Origin of the sequence: Colwellia echini (assembly GCF_002843355.2) — a bacterium.
GTDB classification, from domain to species: Bacteria; Pseudomonadota; Gammaproteobacteria; order Enterobacterales; family Alteromonadaceae; genus Colwellia; species Colwellia echini.
Genome location: NZ_PJAI02000005.1, coordinates 66,530 through 87,878, shown reverse-complemented (window position 1 = coordinate 87,878; position 21,349 = coordinate 66,530). Strand labels below are relative to the sequence as shown.

Genomic DNA, 21,349 nt, shown 5'->3' with positions numbered 1-21,349 from the left:
TATTCATTATTCATTATTCATTATTCATTATTCATTATTCATTATTCATTATTCAGAGTTCAGGTTAACTATAAAAATAGGTGTTGTGTGAAATTTTATTGGATCATTTTAAGTTTACTTATTGCCTCTTTCCATACGTGGGCGAATGAAAAATCATCGCCACTATCAAATGAAGGATGTATTAGTTGTCACACAAACCAAGCCAAGCAATGGAATAAATCAGACCATGCTAAAGCCATGGCTATTGCAACTAAAGAGACAATCCTTGGTGATTTTAATAATAAAACCGTTGAACATTACGGACAAAAAGCCACTTTTGGGATTAAAGACGATATTTATCAAGTCTCTATTTCTTATGATAACAACACGCAAATATTACCTATAAAATATACCTTCGGACATTATCCTCTGCAGCAATATCTTGTTGAAACACAGCCAGGTAGTTTACAAGTTATACCTTTCGCTTGGGATAGTAGGTTGAAAGAAAATGGAGGACAGCGCTGGTTTCATAACTATAGCCATGAAGAAATACGTCCAGAAGACAGACTTCACTGGCGTCAACCGTTACAAAACTGGAATGGTATGTGCGCGGACTGTCACTCGGATGGATTAAAGCGCAATTATGACAACGAAAATAATCACTTTAATAGTGAATTTGATAATATTAACGTCGGTTGTTTATCTTGCCATGGTGATATGTCAGCCCATGAAAAATCTGCAAAACTAGAAAAACCGACAAAGTCACGTAATGTATACAACGATGTAACATCAAACAAACACCCTACAGGTCAGTGGCTTAGAACGGTTGGTAAAAATACGGCCTCATGGCAAGGTGAAAAACGAGATAATACCTTTATGGACTCTTGTTTTGCCTGTCACTCATTGCGCTCTTCACTTACTGATGGCATTAAACCTAATGTACCTTTTTTAGATCAATTTACACCACAATTACTGTCTGCGCCTAATTATTATCCAGATGGTCAAATTAAAGAAGAGGTGTATGTATACGGTTCTTTTTTACAAAGTAAAATGTTTGCTGCAGGCGTTAATTGTTTAGATTGCCATGATAAACATACAATGAAATTAAAAATTGAAGGTAACGGACTTTGCTTACAATGCCACAGTGCTGACGTTTTTAACGTAAAAAGTCATCATCAACATGAAGATAACTCAGCAGGGGCGCAGTGTGTAAATTGTCATATGCCTGAAAGTCGCTTTATGGGTGTAGATGATAGACGTGATCACAGCTTTAAAATTCCACGGCCTGATCTATCTGAAGCACTTGATACACCAAACGCTTGTATTAAATGTCATGATAATCAATCAAATAAATGGGCAGCAGATAAATTAATTCAATGGCACGGACAGCCAAAGCCTTTGTTAACAAGTAAAGAGTATCTTGTAGCGCTTAATGCTGGTCATGCAATTACCCTTGAACAACATTTAGCGATAATTGCTGATGAGCAACTGGCTATTATTAGTCGAGCGACCGCGCTAGAAATGCTTGCTTATACAACGCCGTCAATTTCAGCAGATAAATTAGCAGCCTATTTAACTCATCAAGAAAATCTTCTGCGGTTAAGTGCGACAAAGGCGAGTGTATTATTAACCCCAGAAGAAAGAGTTAAGTATGTAAGCCCACTGTTAAATGACAAGCTTAAATCTATTCGTATCGAAGCAGCAAGAAGTCTAACCTCAAGTAATATTAGTCAAGAGAATCAGCCCATGTTTACTCGAGCTTTTAATGAGTTACTCACCTCAAATGAAGTGAATAGCTGGCGAGGTGAGGGACGGGTGAATCAAGGTTTATTAGCGATGGAAACCAATGATGCGGTGCTTGCAGAGAAAAAATTTAAAGAAACTATTAAAATTGAACCTTATTTTGATGCTGGTTATATAAATTTAGCTGGGCTATATCGTAGCCAACAACGTCCTATGTTGGTTCAATCTGTTTTAACTCAAGGATTAAAGAAAGCTCCGCTGTCAGGAGAGTTAAACTACGAATTTGGCTTGCACTTTGTTCGTCAAAAAGAGTTAACTAAAGCGATATCATACTTCCAAAAAGCTGTTAATTTAACGCCATCTAATGCTCGATATGCTTATACCTTGGTGCTAGCAATGGACGGTTTAGGTGAAACTAAACAAGCTTTGAGTAAACTTAAATTATTAATCGTTAATTACCAAAATAAAGCGGAATTAATAGAATTGGGTTTATATTTGTCACAAAAGTTATCTAGCAGATCTGACTATCAATGGTTCTCACAATTTTAATATCGAACAGTGCGAACCTTATTTATTAAAATTAATTATCCAGAGTTCAGGTTAACTAATAAACATCAATTTTAGTGGTTATAAATATTTATGGCAAAGTTACAAACAATTTTATTACAAAATGAACGAGGAATGTCAGTCGAGATAGTCAATTATGGCGCTCGAATTAAATCTATTTTGTTTCCTGTTAATGATGTTGCCACCGAAATGACTGTTGGGCACGAATATGCCGATGATTATTTAACAGATGAATTTTATTTAGGCGCTACATGTGGAAGAGTTTGTAATAGGGTTGAAAATGGGGTGTTTGAATTAAATGGCGTGCAATATAAGTTAACGCAAAATGATGGAGAACAATGCTTACATGGCGGCGCTGTTAGCTTTTCTGCTAGGTTTTGGCAAGTTGTCTCCTCATCGTCTTCGACGGTAGTACTCAAACTTGAGTCAGAGTCTGGCGATCAAGGCTTTCCTGGAAAACTATCGTTACAAGTTACTTATCATTTAACTGATAATAACCAGCTTAAAATAAATTACTTTGCTATTACCGACGCAGCAACTCCTATTAATTTAACAAACCATGCTTATTTCAATTTAGGCAATGAAAGCGGTGAGCAGCTTGATTTAAAAATATTTGCATCGAACATGCTTGACCGTAAAAGTAACGGTGTGCCAAGTGGTAAAGTTATCTCGGTACAAAATTCAGATTTTGATTTTAGGCAACTAACTAATATAGGTACAAGGCATAAACAGGCTATAGATTTAAGTTTACAAGAAATGGCTTGTTACGATCACTGTTATATTCTCGATGCTTCTGAAACAGGCGGTAGTAATTATAATGGGGGTGATAATATCGAAAATAACAAGTATGAAAGTATTGGCTTACCTAAAGCGATCTTACAGTCTAAAAGTAATCATATTACAATGTCATTATTTACTAACCAACCCGCCGTGCAACTATATACTGGCGTAGCTTTATCGGGTAAATTTAGACCATATCAAGGTGTTTGCTTAGAAGCCCAAGATTATTCTAATGCGGTTAATATTAACCATTTTCCCTCCACAATATTACAACCAAATGATGAATACCAACGAGAAATCATTTATCAATTTGAAGTCGGAAACACAAATTAAACAGACAAGTAAAACATCAGATGTTTATATTGATTTTATGTATGTAATTCTTTATCCTTGATGTATAAATAATGAACATTTTTATTCCCAAAAGTAAAGTAATACCAAATGAATCTATCCTAATTCAATGGGTATAAGACTTAATAAATAGTTGAAATAAATGAGTAATAGATTAGAACAATTACTTGCCAAGTGGCAGCCGCAAAAGTCTAGTTTATCCTGGGTATTAGCCACTATTATTGAAACTGATGGATCATCTTATCGTAAGCAAGGCGCAATGATGTTTATTAATAGTCTTGGCCAATATTTTGGTTTGCTCAGCGGTGGCTGTTTAGAAGCCGATATTATGCTTAAAGCAAGAAAGTGTTGGGATACGGGTAACAACCTTATCGTTTGTTATGACATGCGTGATGAAGACGATTTAAGTTGGCAACTAGGTATTGGCTGTGGCGGCATGGTTAAAATATTATTACAGCCAATCACACAAGCATCGAATTGGCTTCATTTAGAAAAACTACAAACGCACTTACTTGCCAAAAAAAGCTGTATTTATAAACAAATGATCAGTGAAAACACCCCTGATAATACACTCACACTGTTTAATCAGAATGAATTAGCACAAGTATCAGCACAAGGAACAGTAACGCAAGCATCATTAACAGCAACTGAAAGAGAGTTTAAACACCATATTAAACCAGCACCTTCTATTATTATTTTTGGTGGTGGTATTGATGCCGTTCCCGTAGTGAAAATGGCAAAGATATTAGGTTGGGATGTAACTGTGATTGATGAACGCGTTAATTATGCGCGCGCAACACATTTTTCAGAGGCCGATAATATTATACGTCAACCTATAGACTCATTAACTAAAGCGACTTGTCTAACGAATACCGACGTTATCGTTATTATGACGCATAACGTGATGCTTGACGCAAAAGCATTAAAGTTTGTTCAAGGCTGTAAAGCAAAATTTGTCGGTCTATTGGGACCAACGCATCGAACTAAAAAGGTACTTGAAGAAGCTGGGTTGTCCTATCAACAATTATCAAAAACATTATCAAATCCTGTGGGGTTAAATATTGGTGGAGAACTACCTGAATCAATAGCCTTGTCTATTTTGTCTGAAGCACACGCTGTGCTTGAGGGCAAAAATGGCCAAACATTAATGCAAATGGCTTAATATGTCTTTATTCAATACCATTCCATCAATAAATATCAAAACTGTTATTCTGGCCGGCGGAAATAGCATTAGATTTAAGGGAAATAAGCAGTTGAGTTTACTTAATCGTAATGGCTCTCAAATTCCTTTATTGCAACAATCTATCAATACCGTTGTGCGAGCCTTAGCTATCGAAGAAATATCTACTGATAATCTTTATGTCGCTACAGGGGAAAGTCACAGGAAAATAGCTAAGAAAATATCTCACCCCTTGTATTATTGTGATCAAGCTTATCGAGGTATGGGGCATACAATCGCACAATCGGTAGCAAAGGTTCTACATAATGATCCACAGACTACGCATATCTTATTCACTTTGGGCGATCAGGTCGCACTTGAAGTAAATGATTATCTAATGTTGTTGCAAAAAATGTTGGAATTTCCATCACAGCTAGTTTGCGCAGAAACGGCAGATGGCATTAGCCCGCCAGCAATATTTCCACATCAGTACTTTACAGAATTACAAGCCTTATCTGGAGATAAAGGCGCTAAAGGCATTTTACAAAAAAATCAAAAACAATTAATAAAAATACCGATGATAAATGCATCTTTTGATATAGATACGCAAGAAGATTTAATACGTTGGAATAATTCATAACCAGTTAAGAGTTAATATAAGAGAGTTCTCTATGATCAAATTTACTATTAATAACGAAGATGTTTCGTTAGATATCGCCGAAGAAATGCCATTACTTTATGCTATTCGAGATGAATTACAGCTAACTGGAACTAAATTTGGTTGTGGTGCTGGGCAATGTGGTGCATGTACAGTACATATTGACGGCGTAGCCATGCGTTCATGCATAACTCCTGTTTCGTACGCTACCAATAAAAAAATAACCACTATTGAAGGCTTAGATCCTGAAAATAATCACTCAGTGCAAATTTCTTGGCGTGAATTTAAAGTACCACAATGTGGCTACTGTCAAGCAGGTCAAATAATGAGTGCGGCGGCGATGCTCGCTCAAAATACAGCTCCAACGGATAATGATATTGATAACGGTATGCAAGGCAATATTTGCCGTTGCGGTACTTACGTTCGTATAAAAAAAGCCATTAAGCATGCTGCTACTCTAAACCAAGAAAAATCAGTAGGAGAAGTTTAATGACTACTCAATCCTCTACAGAAATGTCGATTCTAAACGTTAGTCGTCGTAAGTTTTTAAAGCAACTAGGTATTGGTTCAAGCGCCTTAGTATTAGCGACCACGTTACCCGGATTTTCTCCGATATACGCAGCTGAAAATGAAACAGGTAATGCTATGGGGGCAGGACAAGCAAGTTTCGAGGTAGAAAAAGCAGATCATCATCTTAATATTTTTGTAAGCTTAGATACTGATGGTACAACTTCTATTGTTTGTCATCGTAGTGAAATGGGTCAAGGTATTCGCACCACAGTACCACAAATTATTGCTGATGAAATGCAAGCGCTTTGGTCGAATGTTTATGTTGTTCAAGGTCAAGCAGACAAGGCCTATGGCCAGCAAAATACTGCAGGTTCAAGCTCTATTCGCGGTCAGTTTACTCGACTTCGACAAATTGGCGCGGTTGTTCGAAATATGCTTGAACAAGCCGCAGCTAATCAGTGGCAGGTAAATATTAATGATGTGAATGCTGAACAACATGTAGTTATTAATAAAATAACGGGTGAAAAAATCAGTTTTGGTGACTTAGCTATTGCTGCCTCTAAACTAGAAGCCCCTGAATTAACTACAGTAAAATTAAAAGCGATTAAAGATTTTAATTATATTGGCAAAGAAGTTAAATTGTTTGACCTTGACGATATAGTAGCTGGAGAAGCGGTTTATTCTCACGATGTTCAGTTACCCAATATGCTTATAGCAAGTATTCAACGACCACCAGTTGTCGGTGGTACGGTTAAGTCGTTTGATGACACTGAAGCTAAAAAAGTAAAAGGGGTTGTTGCGGTTATTCAATTAAAACCACATACATTTCCATTTAGAACAAACCCATTAGGTGGTGTTGCCGTACTTGCTAACAATACTTGGGCTGCACAAGAAGGCAGAAAAAAACTAAAAATAGTATGGGATAATGGCGAAAACGCTAACTATAACACTGCCAGCTTTAGCGAAGAATTAATCAAAAAAGTTAATCAGCCGGGTAAATCTGTGCGCAGCGAGGGTGATGTTTACGCTCATACTTATGATCCAGCGAGAACCGTTGAAGCCACTTATTCTGTACCGCACATAAATCACACACCGATGGAAACAGAAGCCGCCACGGCTTGGCTTCAAGGTACAGATAAATCAGCAACGCTTACTATTTGGGCAGGTACACAAAACCCTCAAGACGCACAAAACTTAGCGGCAAAAGAGTGTGAAATTGAGCTAAAACAGGTGACCTTAAATATTCCACTTATGGGAGGGGCCTTTGGAAGGAAATCTAAGCCCGACTTTATTTTAGAAGCTGTACAGCTTGCAAAGCAAGTTAAGGTGCCTGTAAAAGTGATATGGACGCGTGAAGACGATATTCAACATGGTTTCTATCACTCTATTTCAGCTAATTACATGAAAGCAGAATTAATCGATGAGTCAAATGTAGTGCAGGGCAATAATAAAGTCGCTGACTTTTGGATCCAGCGTGTTGCTTACCCGCCTATTGCTTGGTTATTTAACGGTAAACAAACAAGGCCAAATGCAAACGATTTATCACTCGGTTTTGCCGATACTCCTTTTCAATTAGATAACCTGCAATATGAGACTCAAGAAGCGTCATCACATGTAAGACCTGGTTGGGTGCGTGCTGTATCTGATATTAACAATGGTTTTGCTCAAGGCTCATTTGTTGATGAATTAGCCGTTAAAGCCAATAAACCGGCCAGACAAATGTGGTTAGAACTGTTAGGTGACGATCGTTATGTTGATCTAAGTCAAGGTGGCTTTAAATATAATAATGCAGGATTAAATTTAGCAGAATACCCGGTTGATACAAAACGGCTTAAAAACACGCTTAATCTAGTTTGTGAACAAGCTAATATTGAAGCAGAAACCGCTGAAAATGAAGGGTGGGGCATTAGTGTTATTCGAAGTTTTGGTAGTTATGTAGCTGCTGCAACCAAAGTAAGCGTTATCAATAAGAAAGTTAAAGTATTAGAAATGCATACCGCTATCGATTGCGGTATTACCGTAACGCCAGACAGAGTCATAGCGCAAATGGAAGGAGCGATGGTCTTTGCTTTATCTATTACTTTAATGGGCGGAATCAGTGTTAAAGATGGTGCGGTAGAACAATCTAATTTTCATGACTCTCCAGTTACTCGCATAAATCAATCACCACCAATGTTTGTTCATCTAGTTGAATCAGAACATCCTCCTGGCGGTGTTGGTGAACCCGGTATCCCGCCAATTATTCCAAGTATTACTAATGCAATATTTAGAGCCTCAGGTATACGCATTAGAAATTTACCTGTTAATAAAGAATTAACGGTGTAAAAAGGTTAATTTGTACTGATATCTCGTAATAAAAGTCTCGTCCTGAAATACGTTGACGGTTTTAATGAAAGGCCAGTAGCTTTTGCTCCTGGTCTTTTTTATACATCATTAAATATTGTTCCCCGCACCTCAGGTAAAACCATGGATTAATTATTTGGTTTTGAAATAATGATATTGAAGTAGTTTCATAATTTGAAGAGCACACTTATCTATTACTTTATTTATGCTCTTATCTAATTTATTAAAGTTTATTTTAGATGCTATTCAAGCACGTTATTCTATTTTCATTATTAAATGTGACAAAAATACCCTAAAACTTATTACCGTAATTTAACTATTTATTTCTTAGGTAATAGTGTAATTCAAAGTAAATTAATGTCATTTATATAGGAATAAATGAAATAGGTGACAAATGTACCCTAAGCTCAAATTTTTATAAAGAGTCTAATATAGGTAAAATATTTGTGTTCGTTGTGTCACGGTTTTAGACACCAAATGGACACAAATTAAGATTTAATTGATTTATGAAAAAAAGGGAGGGGAGTATTTTGTAAATTTCATAAGAATTAAATAGAATTTTAGATAAGAAGTATAGATTGGTTGCGGGAGCCAGATTTGAACTGACGACCTTCGGGTTATGAGCCCGACGAGCTACCAGGCTGCTCCATCCCGCGTCAGAATGACCTACGTAGAGTAGGAAGCCCTAAAGGTTTTGATTCTCTTTAGAAGAATTGGTTGCGGAAGCCAGATTTGAAAACTAAATGACGACCTTCGGCTATTCCTTTAAAAACAGCCCGACGAGGTTGAACTTTAAGGCTGCTCCATCCCGCGTCCGAATGACCTAAATTAATAGGAAAGCCAAGTTGTTTTAATTCAAACTTAAGAATTGGTTGCGGGAGCTGGATTTGAACCAACGACCTTCGGGTTATGAGCCCGACGAGCTACCAAGCTGCTCCATCCCGCGTCCGAATGACCTAAATTAATAGGAAAAGCTAAGTTGTTTTAATTCAAACTCAAGAATTGGTTGCGGAAGCCAGATTTGAGAACTAAATGACGACCTTCGGCTATTCCTTTAAAAACAGCCCGACGAGGTTGAACTTTTAGGCTGCTCCATCCCGCGTCCGAATGACCTAAATTAATAGGAAGCCAATAAGTTTTTAATTCTACTTATTAAAGAATTATTGATATACTAAAAAAGTAATAAAACTATTTAATTATCAATAAGTTGGTTGCGGGAGCCAGATTTGAACTGACGACCTTCGGGTTATGAGCCCGACGAGCTACCAGGCTGCTCCATCCCGCGTCCGAATGACCTAAATTAATAGGAAAGCCAAGTTGTTTTAATTCAAACTTAAGAATTGGTTGCGGAAGCCATATTTGAGAACTAAATGACGACCTTCGGCTATTCCTTTAAAAACAGCCCGACGTGGTTGAACTTTTAGGCTGCTCCATCCCGCGTCCGAATGACTTGATATTGAATATCAAGAAAGCCACAATGTTTTACTTCGTATTGTGTGAAGTTGTTCTCAGAAAGGTTAGTCCCTGAAAGCGATGCGTATAGTAAGGATAGTGCACCAATAAAGCAAGCGCTTTTATAAAAATATAATCGTTCGCTCAATTGTTGTTCGTAATGCGTTAAAATAAAACAGTTTAGGCCAGTTAACACTAACTTTTGTTTATGTGCATGGTGTTTGCGTATATAATCGCGCCCATAGTTTACTCTGGTCGCTCTGGACTGGTCACTCTGGAATTTACTCCATGAAAGAATCCGTACATCATTTTTTAGCCTTAACATCTCCGGGCATTGAAGTTTTATTGTTTGATGAAATAATTAGCCTTGGCGGCGATCGCGTAATACAAAAGCCAGAAGGTGTGTATTTCCAAGCAACTTTAGCCGTTGGTTACAAAATATCACTTTGGACACGCCTTGCTACGCGCATCATGTTAAAGCTGGGTGAAGGCGAAGCAAAAGACAAAGACGAATTGTTTAAAGCAGCTAGTAGCATTAACTGGCCAGAAGTTTTTAACTCTACTACAACCTTTGCAATTGACTTTGTTGGTTACAGCGAAGAAATTCGTAACAGTCAATTTGGCGGATTAACGATTAAAGATGCGATAGTTGATCAATTTAGAGAGCAGGGCTTAGAACGTCCCGACGTTGATAAAAAATCTCCACAAATTAGTTTTCAAGCACGTTTATTACGTGATCATGTCAGTATTTATCTCGATTTTTCTGGCCGTGGTTTATTTCAACGTGGCTATCGTGAACACAGTGGCGCTGCACCATTAAAAGAAAACCTAGCGGCGGCGTTAATTATTCGCTCTGGTTGGTTAGATGATACTAGTAAGCCATTGGTAGACCCTATGTGTGGTTCAGGTACTATTTTAATTGAAGCGGTAGCAATGGCAGCAAAACAAGCTCCTTCGATTAATCGTGTTTCTTGGGGGTTTCAGTCATGGTTAGCTCACGATAAAGATATTTGGGAAGAGCAGCTAGCTCAAGCTATTGAAAGTTCAGAAAATAGTTTAGCTAATTTAAAGGTTAAAGTATTTGGTATTGACCTAGATGGTCGGGTATTAAAAACCGCACAACAAAATGCGCGTAATGCACGTTTACAACAATATATAGAGTTTACCTGTAAAAACGCTAATGACATGAACAATGTTTACGGACCGCCAGGCACTATATTATTTAACCCTCCGTACGGTGAACGTATTGGTGAGTTGCCAGAGCTTGTTGAAAACTTTGTGCTATTTGGGCAGAAATTAAAAGCTCAGTTTATGGATTGGCGTTTATCAATTTTAACCGCGAATATTGATTTATTAGCAATGTTAAAGTTGTCGAGCTTTAAGCGTTATAAATTTAAAAACGGTCCATTAGATTGTCAATTCGCTTTGTATAATATTGATGCTAAACAAAAAGAAAAAGATGCAGTTAATCCGCAGTCAGACTTTTCTGAACAAGACAGTGATTTTGCTAATCGTCTTAAGAAAAACCGCAAGGCCTTAAAAGGTTGGTTAAAATCTGGTGATATAGAAGCTTATCGTATTTATGATGGTGATATTCCTGAATATAATGCCGCCGTAGACATTTATGGTGAGTACCTTGTTATACAAGAATATGCCGCGCCAAAAACTATCGATGAAGACAAAGCCAAAAAACGCTTACAAGAAGTAATTTATTGGGCACCTAAGGTATTAGGTATCCCTACAGATAAAGTTATATTGAAAACGCGTGCTAAACAAAAGGGCACAAATCAATATCAACGCATGGATAAATCTAAACAGTCGTTAACAATTAATGAACACGGCGCCTTGTTTAAAATTAATTTGTGGGATTACCTTGATACCGGCTTGTTTTTAGATCACCGTAAAACACGTCAAATTGTCGCTAAAAAAGCAAAAGGTAAATCTTTGCTTAACTTATTTGCTTACACTGGCTCGGTATCTGTGCAAGCCGCGGTTCACGGCGCAGCATCTATCACCACAGTTGATATGTCTAATACGTACCTTAACTGGGCACAAGATAATTTTGATTTAAATAAATTAAGCAGCCATAAGTTTCAGTTTATTCAAGCAGATTGTTTAGATTGGTTGAAAAAGAATGAGTCTAAGTTTGATATTATTTTTATCGACCCGCCAACGTTTTCGAATTCTAAACGTATGGAAGATAGCTTCGACGTACAACGTGATCATGTTGATTTAATAACTGACGCTTTAAAATCATTAAACCGCGGCGGTGAAATATTCTTCACTAACAACAAGCGTAACTTTAAAATTGATTTTGAAGCATTAGCGGCATTAGGTTTAACAGCAGAAGCAATGTCTGATGTAACTCGCGATAAAGATTTTGCGCGTAATAAGCATATTCATAACAGTTGGTCTATTAAACGCTCAGCGACATAATAGGTATAATAAAATTAATTATCATGAATAAATTTAACTTATACGGCAGCGAAGGTTGTCATTTATGTGAACAAGCGCTAGCACTTTGCCTGTTAGTCATAGCAAGTGAACAATTAACACAAGTTGATATCATTGATATTGAACGCGTTGAGCATGAAGAAAAAACATTGGTTGAACTGTACGGCGTGCATATCCCTGTACTTGAAAAATTAGAGCAAGACAGCAGTGCTAACACTAAACTGTTTTGGCCATTTACCCAAGCGCAATTAGTTACTTTTATTTGTTAATCAAAAGTAGTTAACACACTAGTTAATACAAGTAATTAATTGCCAATTAGTTAACGAAAGTTAACAGTAACGCATAAGAAGAATTATGGAATTATTAAGAATAGCCAATGGTGAGCTTGCTTTTGGTGAAGACAAAATTTTAAACAAAGCTGATTTAAGTGTACAAACTGGCGAGCGTATCTGTTTAGTTGGCCGTAATGGGGCAGGTAAATCAACCCTAATGAAGATACTTATGGGCTTGCAAGGTCTGGACGATGGCCAAATTTTAAAATCGAGCACTATGCAATTAGCAATGCTAGAGCAAGATCCTCCTGAAGCGTCGGAAATTAAAGTCTTTGACTATGTTGCTGAAGGCGTTAAAGAAAACGCTGAGCTTATTCGTCGTTATCATGCGTTAATTCATTTAATTGGTGAAGATCCAAGTGAAGCCAACCTGAATAAGCTTTCTAAAGTTCAAGAAGATCTTGAGCAAGCAAATGCTTGGTTAGATGAACAGCGGATTGATCAAGCAATGACTACTTTATCACTTGATCCAGAAGCAAAAATTAAAGACTTATCGGGGGGGTGGTTACGTAAAGTTGCCTTAGCTAAAGCATTGGTTACTAACCCTGATATTTTATTACTAGATGAACCAACTAACCATCTAGATATTGAAAGTGTTTTATGGTTAGAAACTTTCTTAAAAGAATTTGCTGGCACTATTATCTTTATTAGCCATGACAGAGCTTTTATCCGTGGCTTATCTACCCGTATTTTAGATTTAGACCGTGGTAAATTAACCAGTTATCCTGGCGATTATGATTTATATATTGAGCAAAAACAGCATGACTTACAAGTAGAAGAGCAACAAAATGCGCTATTTGATAAAAAGTTAGCGGAGGAAGAAGTATGGATTCGCCAAGGTGTTAAAGCGCGTCGTACACGCAATGAAGGTCGAGTTCGCTCTTTAGAAAAACTTCGCCTTGAACGTAAAGCGCGTCGTGAAGTACGTAATCAAAGCACAATGAATATTACCCAAGGCGATCGCTCAGGTAAGTTAGTGTTTGAAGCTGAAGACGTGAAAGTAGCTTTTGGTGATAAGGTGGTTATTGAAAACCTTAACTTATTGATTTCACGTAACGATCGCTTAGCGTTAATAGGTGCAAACGGTACAGGTAAATCAACCTTAATCAAACTTATCATGGAAAAACAAGCCGCTACTAGTGGTAAAATGCGTTCAGGTGTAAATTTAGAAATAGCCTATTTCGATCAACATCGTGAAGCACTTGATTTAAACCAAACCGTACAAGAAATTGTTGGCGAAGGTAAGCAAGAGGTGATGGTTAATGGTCGCTCTCGTCATGTTTTAGGTTATTTACAAGATTTCTTATTCAGTCCTAAACGTGCACGAACACCTGTTAGAGCCTTATCTGGTGGTGAGAAAAACCGACTGTTATTAGCGCGGTTATTTTTACGCCCAAGTAACTTACTGATTCTCGATGAGCCAACCAATGATCTTGATATTGAAACCTTAGAATTACTTGAAGAAGTGGTTGCCAATTATGCAGGAACAGTTATTTTAGTAAGCCATGACCGTGATTTTGTAAACAACTGTGTGAACACCTGTTTGTATTTTGATGGTACAGGGCAAGTCAATCAGATTGTTGGTGGTTATGATGATGTTGACGATTACCTTGCTTTAAAGGCAGAGCAACGCCAAAACATGGCCGATGGCGCAGAGCAGAAGAGTAATGCGAAGGCCGTTGAAAAAAAGCCGACAGCAGTGCAAAATAATGTTCAAACTGCACCAGCTGAAAAAAAGAAAAAGTTATCCTTCAAAGAATCACGTGAGCTTGAATCCTTACCAGAAAAAATTGACGAGCTTGAGAACTTAATTGATTCTTTACAGTCGCAGGTTAATGATGCTAACTTTTTTAGTCAAGATGAGAAAATAACACAAAAAGTTTTGAACCAGCTGGCAGAAAGTGAGTCCAATCTTGAAATCGTATATGCGAGATGGCAAGAACTAGACGACCAATAGTGTGTCAATTAGTCTAGTTACTCAAATTTAACGCGCCAATTTAACTATTAAATATAATAGTGTTAACTTCTCTTATTTATAGAGGTTAACCAGAACAACTATAAAGAGTACAAAAGTAGAATGAAGTCATTTACAAAAAACATACTCACCTTAGGTGTAACAAGTGCTTTGAGCGTAAGCTTGGGCTTGTTTAACTTTAGCCATGCAGCAACTTACACCGTTATTGATAAAAACCAAGCAGCTAATTTAGGTTACACCTATGGTGGTAAGTTGAATAACCAAGGTAACATGACCATATCAGGTGCAAATTATTATAATTTCCCTGTACAGTTTGAGTATTTAACTGAAGAAGACTTTGATAATATTTATGCCTTATCAATCGTTCAGAATAGTCTTTATTATGGTTTGACGGCTGTTGAAGACTTTGACTCGTTAAAAGCCGGTAATCCAACGGCAAATGATTTAGCTTGGGCTGAAATATACTTAGAAGATAGAAATACAAGTGTAAGCAACTATCAATATCAAATCGTTGCCGAATCCGCAGGTTTAATTAACCTTGGCACTGGTAGTGATTCAACAGAAGTTTGTGCTTTTGATACCGACTTTAGTGGCTCACCATGTACAGGAACATTAACCCGTTCAACGTATAACTCAGTTCAAGGTTTTAACAACTCAGGGACTGTATTTGGTATGTCCACTGCGCCATATTTGCCTATTGCAGGTCCTGATGATGGTGAGAATATAGAAGTTCAGTCTTTCTGGGTTCGTGAGCATGGTCAACGTGGTTATTATTCTCCTGATTTTGGTACCACTATTTATCCTGTACCACCGATTGAAACCGCTTATGGCGGAGGTGTATCAGCTGTTTTAGATGTTAATGATAACGGTATTGCAGTGGGGTATAGTAGTTATAAGGTGAGTAGTTTTTGGGAATCAGTTATATTGTCTGATACCGAAGTCAGTGGTGTTTCTGGTTGTGCAAATCCAGAAGTATTAGCGGAAATACCTTATGAAATTTGTGTACAAAACAAACAAAGTAGTATGTATTACATCCAAGCTTTTGAAGCGGTATTATCATCAACAGGGATTGTAGAAACCAAAGGTTTAGGTTTATTAATTACACCTAATGAAGACGATACTAGAGCATTCACTAGTCAAGCCCTAGCCATCAATAATAATGGTGTTGCTGTCGGTTATGCAAATGGGTGGGATGATAATGATGTGACTGAACCTGCGGTAGATGAACGTATGACAGGTTCTTATGCGGTAATGTTTAAAGATGGCAAAGTGTTTGATTTTAATCAACAACACTATTACTTCACTCTAGGCTCTGTTTTTGCTTTTTCTCGCGCTAATGATATTAACGATAATGGTTTAGTTGTTGGTTACTCTCATACAGTAAGCCCTACAGTACAAAAATTCTTTTACGTTGATACCAATGTATCCGAAAGCAAAATGGAGATGGTCATTCCTCGAGGTTTCTTCGACTCATCTAAAAGTAATGCTTTTGGCGTGAACTCTGCTGGCGTTATTGTGGGTGAAGCTGAAATAGAAAGCCATAACGATGCTACACCTCGTCGTACTGCAGGATTTATGTATGATACGTCGAGTAACTCACCTGAAATGGTTGATCTTAATACCTTGTTAGAATGTGAATCGGCCTACAATATATTTCAAGCTAAAGATATTAATGATAGCGGGCAAATTTCGGCGTCAGCTATTACCCAATCTCCTTATTTTGATGCATTAGGTGAGCCTGTTTATGACAGTAGCGGTAACCCTATAATGATTGATGTAGTTCGAGCCGTATTACTTGATCCTATCCCTGGCGGTAAGGTTGAAGATTGTAGTGAATATGAGACAAAAGTAGAAAGACAAGGCGCTAGTTTTGGCGGTTTTTTATTGTTAAGTTTAGTATCGCTACTTGGCTTTAGACGTCTGAAATATAAAAAGTAATTAATTCGATTGATATAAGTTTTGACATGAATTAGCGTTAAAAAAAGCCCAGTAAATTACTGGGCTTTTTTATCAGTTTTTAATCTGATTACATTTGAGTTGTATCAGTAAATAAACCCACTTTAAGATCTTTAGCTGTGTATATTTCTCGACCATCAACACTAACACTTCCATTAGCAAGTCCCATGTAAAGCTTGCGCTTAATTACACGGGTAAAGTCGATTCTAAAAGTAACTTTTTTATTGGTTGGTAAGATTTGACCGGTAAATTTAACTTCACCTACACCTAGAGCGCGACCTTTACCTGGACCACCAGTCCAAGATAAGAAGAAGCCAACAAGCTGCCACATGGCATCTAAGCCTAAACAACCTGGCATTACAGGATCATCTTTAAAATGACAATCAAAGAACCATAAATCTGGCGTAATATCTAATTCGGCAATAATAAAACCTTTACCGTGCTCTCCACCTTCTTCGGTGATAGTAATAATACGATCCATCATTAGCATATTGCCAGAAGGAAGTTTTGAATTACCTTCACCAAAAAATTCTGCTGTGCCTGCTTTAATTAAGTCTTCTTTACCATATGAGTTTTGTTGTGGCATTAACATAGTATGCTGATTTCCGCTTATAAATTTTAGGGTGCTACTTTAGCGTACGGTTGTACACTAAACAACTCTGAACAGTTAAAAATTTGAAAAAAATTGTACTATCATAAAATTACATTCAAATTTATTCATGGCTTGATTATAAAGACGTTATGCGGGATTATAACCTCATGTAACTTAAATAAATTTAACTTTTATGAAAGACACTGATCAAATGAGTGAACAACCCACTAAAAAAGTAGCGATGAGCAACGCCGAAAAACAAAAACGTTACCGCGAAAAACAAAAGGAACGTGGTTTACAAGAAATGCGTGGTTATATGTCTCCTGAAGCAAAACATTGCTATCAACTTATTAGTGAGCAAACAAATTGGTCTGATAGTGTTATCTTAAGTAATGCAGTACGTTTAACTTATGCTGCGTATAAAAATGGTCAAATTGGCTTATTAAATAGTTGGTTGAAAAATAATAAACTATAATCATATTAATCTTTAACTATTTGGTCGCCTAACGACACTTGCTATATTGAATTATTGAATTAAACGGAATAACCTGCGCTTTTGCTTTCATCTGCTTGTCTAACTACTAATTAAGGCTCCCCTACGTGATAAATGTTCTTTTGGTTGATGACCACCACCTTGTTCGTGTTGGTATTAATAAAATTTTAACCAGTGTTAAAGGCTTAACAGTTATTGGTGAATGTGAAACTGGTGAAGAAGCGATTAAATTTTGTCGTAAAACTGAACCTGATGTTTTACTCATGGATATGGATATGCCAGGTATGGGGGGACTTGAAGCGGCTAAGAAAATATTACGTTTTGCCCCTGATGTGAAAATTATTGTTTTAACCGCACATACTGAAGACCCATTCCCGAGCAAAGTTATGCAAATGGGGGCAGCAGGTTACTTAACCAAAGAAGCGGGCCCCGATGAAATGGTAAACGCAATTCGCGCAGTACATAGTGGACAACGTTACCTACCATCAGACATCGCCCAGAAAATGGCACTAAACCAATTTAAAACAGCGGATGAAAACCCGTTCAATGCGTTATCTGATAGAGAATTACAAATTATGATAATGATAACGCGCGGCGATAAGGTGCCAGCAATATCAGAACACCTAAATTTGAGTACTAAAACTATTAACAGTTATCGTTATCGCATGTTTGAAAAGCTAGCAGTAAGTAATGACGTAGAGCTAACTCATTTAGCCATTCGTTATGGCATGTTAAAAACAGATAAACTCTAATAGTATTATAGATTCTAAAAACTGTAAGAAATTAAGCGTAATGCCTGCCAATACTTCCAACGATGCAAACAACATCAAACACCTGAAAAAAACACCTCAAGTCTCAACGTTCGATAGTGAGGCTTTTTTACGGGTAGTCACCGACCAAGCTGGTGTTTATCGCATGTATAATGATCAGCAAGTGATTATTTATGTTGGTAAAGCAAAACAATTAAAAAAACGTTTAGCCAGTTATTTTCGTAAAGATGTTAACTCAAGTAAAACTCGCGCTTTAGTAAAACAAATATGCGCAATTGAAGTCACAGTCACTCATACCGAAGGTGAGGCGCTGATCCTTGAAAATAATTACATCAAAAAATACCAACCTAAATACAATATTTTATTACGTGATGATAAGTCATATCCTTATTTACTGATTACCGCGCATAAACATCCTAAACTAGGGTTGCACCGTGGTGGTAAAAAAGTAAAAGGTGATTATTTCGGTCCTTTTCCGGGGGTGGGCGCGGTGTGGGAAAGTTTGCGATTGTTGCAAAAAATATTTCCTATTAGACAATGTGAAGATAGTTATTATCGGGCTCGCTCAAGACCTTGCTTACAATATCAATTAGGGCGTTGCTCTGCGCCTTGTGTTGATAAAATATCGGTTGACGATTATCAAGAACAAGTAAACTTAGCTAAACTATTTTTACAAGGCAAAAGTTCAGCAGTGATTGAACAATTGGTTGCTAAAATGGAACTAGCCAGTAACGAGTTAAACTTTGAACTAGCGGCTAAATATCGCGATCAAATTGTTACCTTACGTAAAGTACAACAACAACAGTTTGTTAGCGGTCATGTTGCTGAGTTAGATGTGGTTGGCTTATATCGCGATAAAAGCCATGTTTGTATCCACTTGTTATTTATCAGACAACACAAAATTCTTGGCAGTAAGAGTTATTTTCCTGTCGTACCTACTGAAAGTAGTGATAGTGAAATATTAGAAGCGTTTATCGCCCAACATTACTTAACCACAGATACGTTAACTAATGCCCAAATACAGGGCAATATCCCTAAAGAAATTGTTATTAAAGAAAATATTGAACAAGTTAAAGAGCTCTCAAGGTTGTTAAGTGAACAAGCAGAATTTGATGTGAAAATATCAACCAATTCTCGGGGTGAACGTGCTCAGTATTTAAAACTCGCAAGCACTAATGCACAAAGCGCTTTAGCGAGCCGAAATAGCCATAAACAATCTATGCTAGCGCGTTTCACTGCATTAAATGAGGTGTTTGAATTAGAAAATGGTATAAACCGTATTGAATGTTTTGATATTAGTCATACCATGGGACAACAAACGGTAGCTTCAAATGTGGTATTTAATCAAGAAGGGCCACTTAAAACAGATTACAGACGATATAACGTTTTTGGTATTACCCCTGGGGATGATTATGCAGCTATGGCATTTGCCCTCAATAAACGTTATGGCAAATTAAAAGCTAACCCAGTAACAGAGCAAGAACATAGCGCATTAGAAAAATTACCTGACATCGTTTTTATTGATGGCGGTAAAGGGCAGCTTGCTGAAGCCGAAGATTTTTTTAATCAACTTTCGTTAACTAAAACCCCATTACTTGTTGGTGTTGCTAAAGGCGAATCGCGTAAACCCGGTTTAGAAACTTTAATTCTCGCAGGTAGTCATCAACTCATCTCGTTACCGGCAACATCACCAGCGCTTCATCTAGTTCAGCATATCCGTGATGAGTCGCATCGTTTTGCTATTGCAGGACACAGAGCTAAAAGACAAAAGGTAAGTAAAAAATCTCAGCTTGAATCGATTGAAGGTATTGGCGCTAAAAAAAGACAAAGTTTATTGAAGTTTTTAGGAGGCTTGCAAGAAGTGATGCAAGCAGATGTTAATGCTTTATCTAAAGTGCCAGGTATAAGCCGTGTGTTAGCTGAGAAAATCTATAATGCGTTACATGAAAAGTAAAAGAAAAGTATTTATTGTTTATCCGTTTTAAACTTAAATTTTGGCTAGATGACGTTATAAAATTGATTATTTTGTTAACACTTGTTTTATTATGCCGTAGCACTGCCATAACAACTTGTGTAAACTAAAGAAAATAGACTTGCAGTGAAAAGTAAATGTGGACAATACCTAACCAAATAACTTTATTTCGGATCATCTTGATCCCCATTTTTTTGATAATCTTCTATTTGCCGTTATCTTGGAGCAACTTTGGTGCATTTGCCGTTTTTTGGATCGCCTCTATAAGTGACATACTCGACGGCTACCTAGCTAGAAAACTTAACCAATCATCAGCCTTTGGTGCTTTTATTGACCCAGTAGCTGATAAGTTGATGGTAGTAGTTGCTTTAGTAATGATTGCCCAAGACTACCAATCCTGGTGGGTTTCTATCGCAGCAATTATTATGATTGCCCGAGAGGTATTTATTAGCGCTTTGCGTGAATTTATGTCTTCGCTTGGAAAACGTGATGTTATTGCCGTTTCAAATATGGGTAAATATAAAACCGGCGCGCAAATGTTGGGGATTATGGGGCTTATTTGGCAACCTGATTACGATATCCCAATGATTTTCTTTTATCTGCCGCATGAAGTGATTAATTATCTTGGTTATGGATTTTATGCTCTTGCTACTGTATTAACAGTAACTACATGGGCTAGTTATTTCAAAGCAGCATGGCCAGACTTAAAAGGTTAATAAATTTCAAACTGAGTATTTGTTTAAAAAATCAACCTTAGAATAACGTTTTAGCTAAAAATAGAGCAAACTACTCGCTTTTTAAGCAGTTAGAATAAAAAGTTAATTTAATAGTTGACTGGAAAATATTTAGATGTAGAATGCGTTTTCGTTGACAGGGAGTCAGCAAATAAAGCGAGATTAGCTAAGATGATTTGTCAACTTTACTAATGTTACTTTATTAAATCTTGTTTTAAAGAGTTAAATTTAGCGGCTGTAGCTCAGCTGGTAGAGCATCACGTTGCCAACGTGAATGTCACGAGTTCGAGTCTCGTTAGCCGCTCCAATTTAACTTTAATAAGATTTGTTGATATTGATATCAAAACATCGTTGAGACAAAATGGCGGGTTGGCAGAGTGGTTATGCAGCGGATTGCAAATCCGTGAACACCAGTTCGATTCTGGTATCCGCCTCCATTTTGCCCGGGTGGTGGAATTGGTAGACACAAGGGATTTAAAATCCCTCGCCGAAACGCGTGCCGGTTCAAGTCCGGCTCCGGGTACCATTT

General features: G+C 37.2%; 15 protein-coding genes and 6 tRNA genes. 17 read left to right on the top strand and 4 right to left on the bottom strand.

The window, feature by feature from the left end; translation table 11 throughout:
- Positions 1-87 precede the first annotated feature (87 nt).
- The 6 genes from CWS31_RS06415 to CWS31_RS06390 all read left to right on the top strand — a co-directional run bounded on the left by CWS31_RS06415 (position 88) and on the right by CWS31_RS06390 (position 8,072).
- Positions 88-2,271, top strand: a complete 2,184-nt coding sequence (locus tag CWS31_RS06415) for a multiheme c-type cytochrome (protein WP_148747691.1) — start codon at positions 88-90, stop codon at positions 2,269-2,271.
- A 90-nt stretch (positions 2,272-2,361) separates the two neighbouring features.
- Positions 2,362-3,402, top strand: a complete 1,041-nt coding sequence (locus CWS31_RS06410) for an aldose epimerase family protein (protein WP_101344341.1) — start codon at positions 2,362-2,364, stop codon at positions 3,400-3,402.
- Between the two features lie 160 nt (positions 3,403-3,562).
- Positions 3,563-4,582, top strand: coding sequence for an XdhC family protein (locus CWS31_RS06405; protein WP_101344340.1), 1,020 nt, complete (start codon positions 3,563-3,565; stop codon positions 4,580-4,582).
- A 1-nt stretch (position 4,583) separates the two neighbouring features.
- A complete protein-coding gene (locus tag CWS31_RS06400) occupies positions 4,584-5,219 on the top strand; it encodes a nucleotidyltransferase family protein (RefSeq protein WP_101344339.1) in 636 nt (211 codons plus the stop codon).
- 31 nt (positions 5,220-5,250) lie between these two features.
- Entirely contained in the window at positions 5,251-5,727 is a 477-nt protein-coding gene (locus tag CWS31_RS06395) for a (2Fe-2S)-binding protein (RefSeq protein WP_101344338.1), read from the top strand.
- Entirely contained in the window at positions 5,727-8,072 is a 2,346-nt protein-coding gene (locus CWS31_RS06390) for a xanthine dehydrogenase family protein molybdopterin-binding subunit (RefSeq protein WP_246143399.1), read from the top strand. Before CWS31_RS06395 ends, CWS31_RS06390 begins: the two co-directional genes overlap by 1 nt.
- Before the next feature lie 597 nt (positions 8,073-8,669).
- On the opposite strand, the gene CWS31_RS06385 is transcribed toward CWS31_RS06390, so the two are convergent.
- From CWS31_RS06385 to CWS31_RS06375, 3 genes are all read right to left on the bottom strand, one after another.
- Positions 8,670-8,746: transfer RNA gene (locus tag CWS31_RS06385), tRNA-Met, on the bottom strand.
- A gap of 213 nt (positions 8,747-8,959) precedes the next feature.
- Positions 8,960-9,036, bottom strand: a tRNA-Met gene (locus tag CWS31_RS06380).
- A 262-nt stretch (positions 9,037-9,298) separates the two neighbouring features.
- A tRNA-Met gene (locus CWS31_RS06375) sits at positions 9,299-9,375 on the bottom strand.
- Between the two features lie 455 nt (positions 9,376-9,830).
- On the opposite strand from CWS31_RS06375, the gene rlmKL reads away from it, so the two are divergent.
- The 4 genes from rlmKL (at position 9,831) to CWS31_RS06355 (ending at position 16,241) form a co-directional block, all read left to right on the top strand.
- Positions 9,831-11,978, top strand: coding sequence for a bifunctional 23S rRNA (guanine(2069)-N(7))-methyltransferase RlmK/23S rRNA (guanine(2445)-N(2))-methyltransferase RlmL (gene rlmKL / locus CWS31_RS06370; protein ID WP_101344337.1), 2,148 nt, complete (start codon positions 9,831-9,833; stop codon positions 11,976-11,978).
- A gap of 23 nt (positions 11,979-12,001) precedes the next feature.
- A complete protein-coding gene (locus CWS31_RS06365) occupies positions 12,002-12,265 on the top strand; it encodes a glutaredoxin family protein (protein ID WP_101344336.1) in 264 nt (87 codons plus the stop codon).
- Between the two features lie 85 nt (positions 12,266-12,350).
- A complete protein-coding gene (uup, locus tag CWS31_RS06360) occupies positions 12,351-14,285 on the top strand; it encodes an ATP-binding cassette ATPase Uup (RefSeq protein ID WP_101344335.1) in 1,935 nt (644 codons plus the stop codon).
- A 120-nt stretch (positions 14,286-14,405) separates the two neighbouring features.
- Positions 14,406-16,241, top strand: a complete 1,836-nt coding sequence (locus CWS31_RS06355) for a DUF3466 family protein (RefSeq protein ID WP_101344334.1) — start codon at positions 14,406-14,408, stop codon at positions 16,239-16,241.
- Positions 16,242-16,329: 88 nt separating this feature from the next.
- Here CWS31_RS06355 and fabA read toward each other — a convergent pair whose 3' ends face one another.
- On the bottom strand, positions 16,330-16,845 hold the full coding sequence (fabA, locus tag CWS31_RS06350; protein ID WP_101344391.1) for a bifunctional 3-hydroxydecanoyl-ACP dehydratase/trans-2-decenoyl-ACP isomerase: 516 nt from the start codon (positions 16,843-16,845) through the stop codon (positions 16,330-16,332).
- 217 nt (positions 16,846-17,062) lie between these two features.
- Here fabA and CWS31_RS06345 point away from each other — a divergent pair, with 217 nt between their 5' ends.
- The 7 genes from CWS31_RS06345 to CWS31_RS06315 all read left to right on the top strand — a co-directional run bounded on the left by CWS31_RS06345 (position 17,063) and on the right by CWS31_RS06315 (position 21,346).
- Positions 17,063-17,326: a hypothetical protein gene (locus CWS31_RS06345; RefSeq protein ID WP_101344333.1), complete on the top strand. Its 264-nt coding sequence runs from the start codon at positions 17,063-17,065 to the stop codon at positions 17,324-17,326.
- A 125-nt stretch (positions 17,327-17,451) separates the two neighbouring features.
- Positions 17,452-18,096: a UvrY/SirA/GacA family response regulator transcription factor gene (gene uvrY / locus CWS31_RS06340; RefSeq protein WP_101344332.1), complete on the top strand. Its 645-nt coding sequence runs from the start codon at positions 17,452-17,454 to the stop codon at positions 18,094-18,096.
- Positions 18,097-18,136: 40 nt separating this feature from the next.
- Positions 18,137-20,068: an excinuclease ABC subunit UvrC gene (gene uvrC, locus CWS31_RS06335; protein ID WP_101344331.1), complete on the top strand. Its 1,932-nt coding sequence runs from the start codon at positions 18,137-18,139 to the stop codon at positions 20,066-20,068.
- Between the two features lie 155 nt (positions 20,069-20,223).
- Positions 20,224-20,802 (top strand): CDP-diacylglycerol--glycerol-3-phosphate 3-phosphatidyltransferase, encoded by a 579-nt coding sequence (gene pgsA, locus CWS31_RS06330; protein ID WP_101344330.1) that lies wholly within the window; start codon positions 20,224-20,226, stop codon positions 20,800-20,802.
- Positions 20,803-21,051: 249 nt separating this feature from the next.
- Positions 21,052-21,127, top strand: a tRNA-Gly gene (locus CWS31_RS06325).
- Positions 21,128-21,183: 56 nt separating this feature from the next.
- Positions 21,184-21,257 (top strand) — tRNA-Cys (locus tag CWS31_RS06320).
- Positions 21,258-21,261: 4 nt separating this feature from the next.
- Positions 21,262-21,346, top strand: a tRNA-Leu gene (locus CWS31_RS06315).
- Positions 21,347-21,349: the final 3 nt, after the last annotated feature.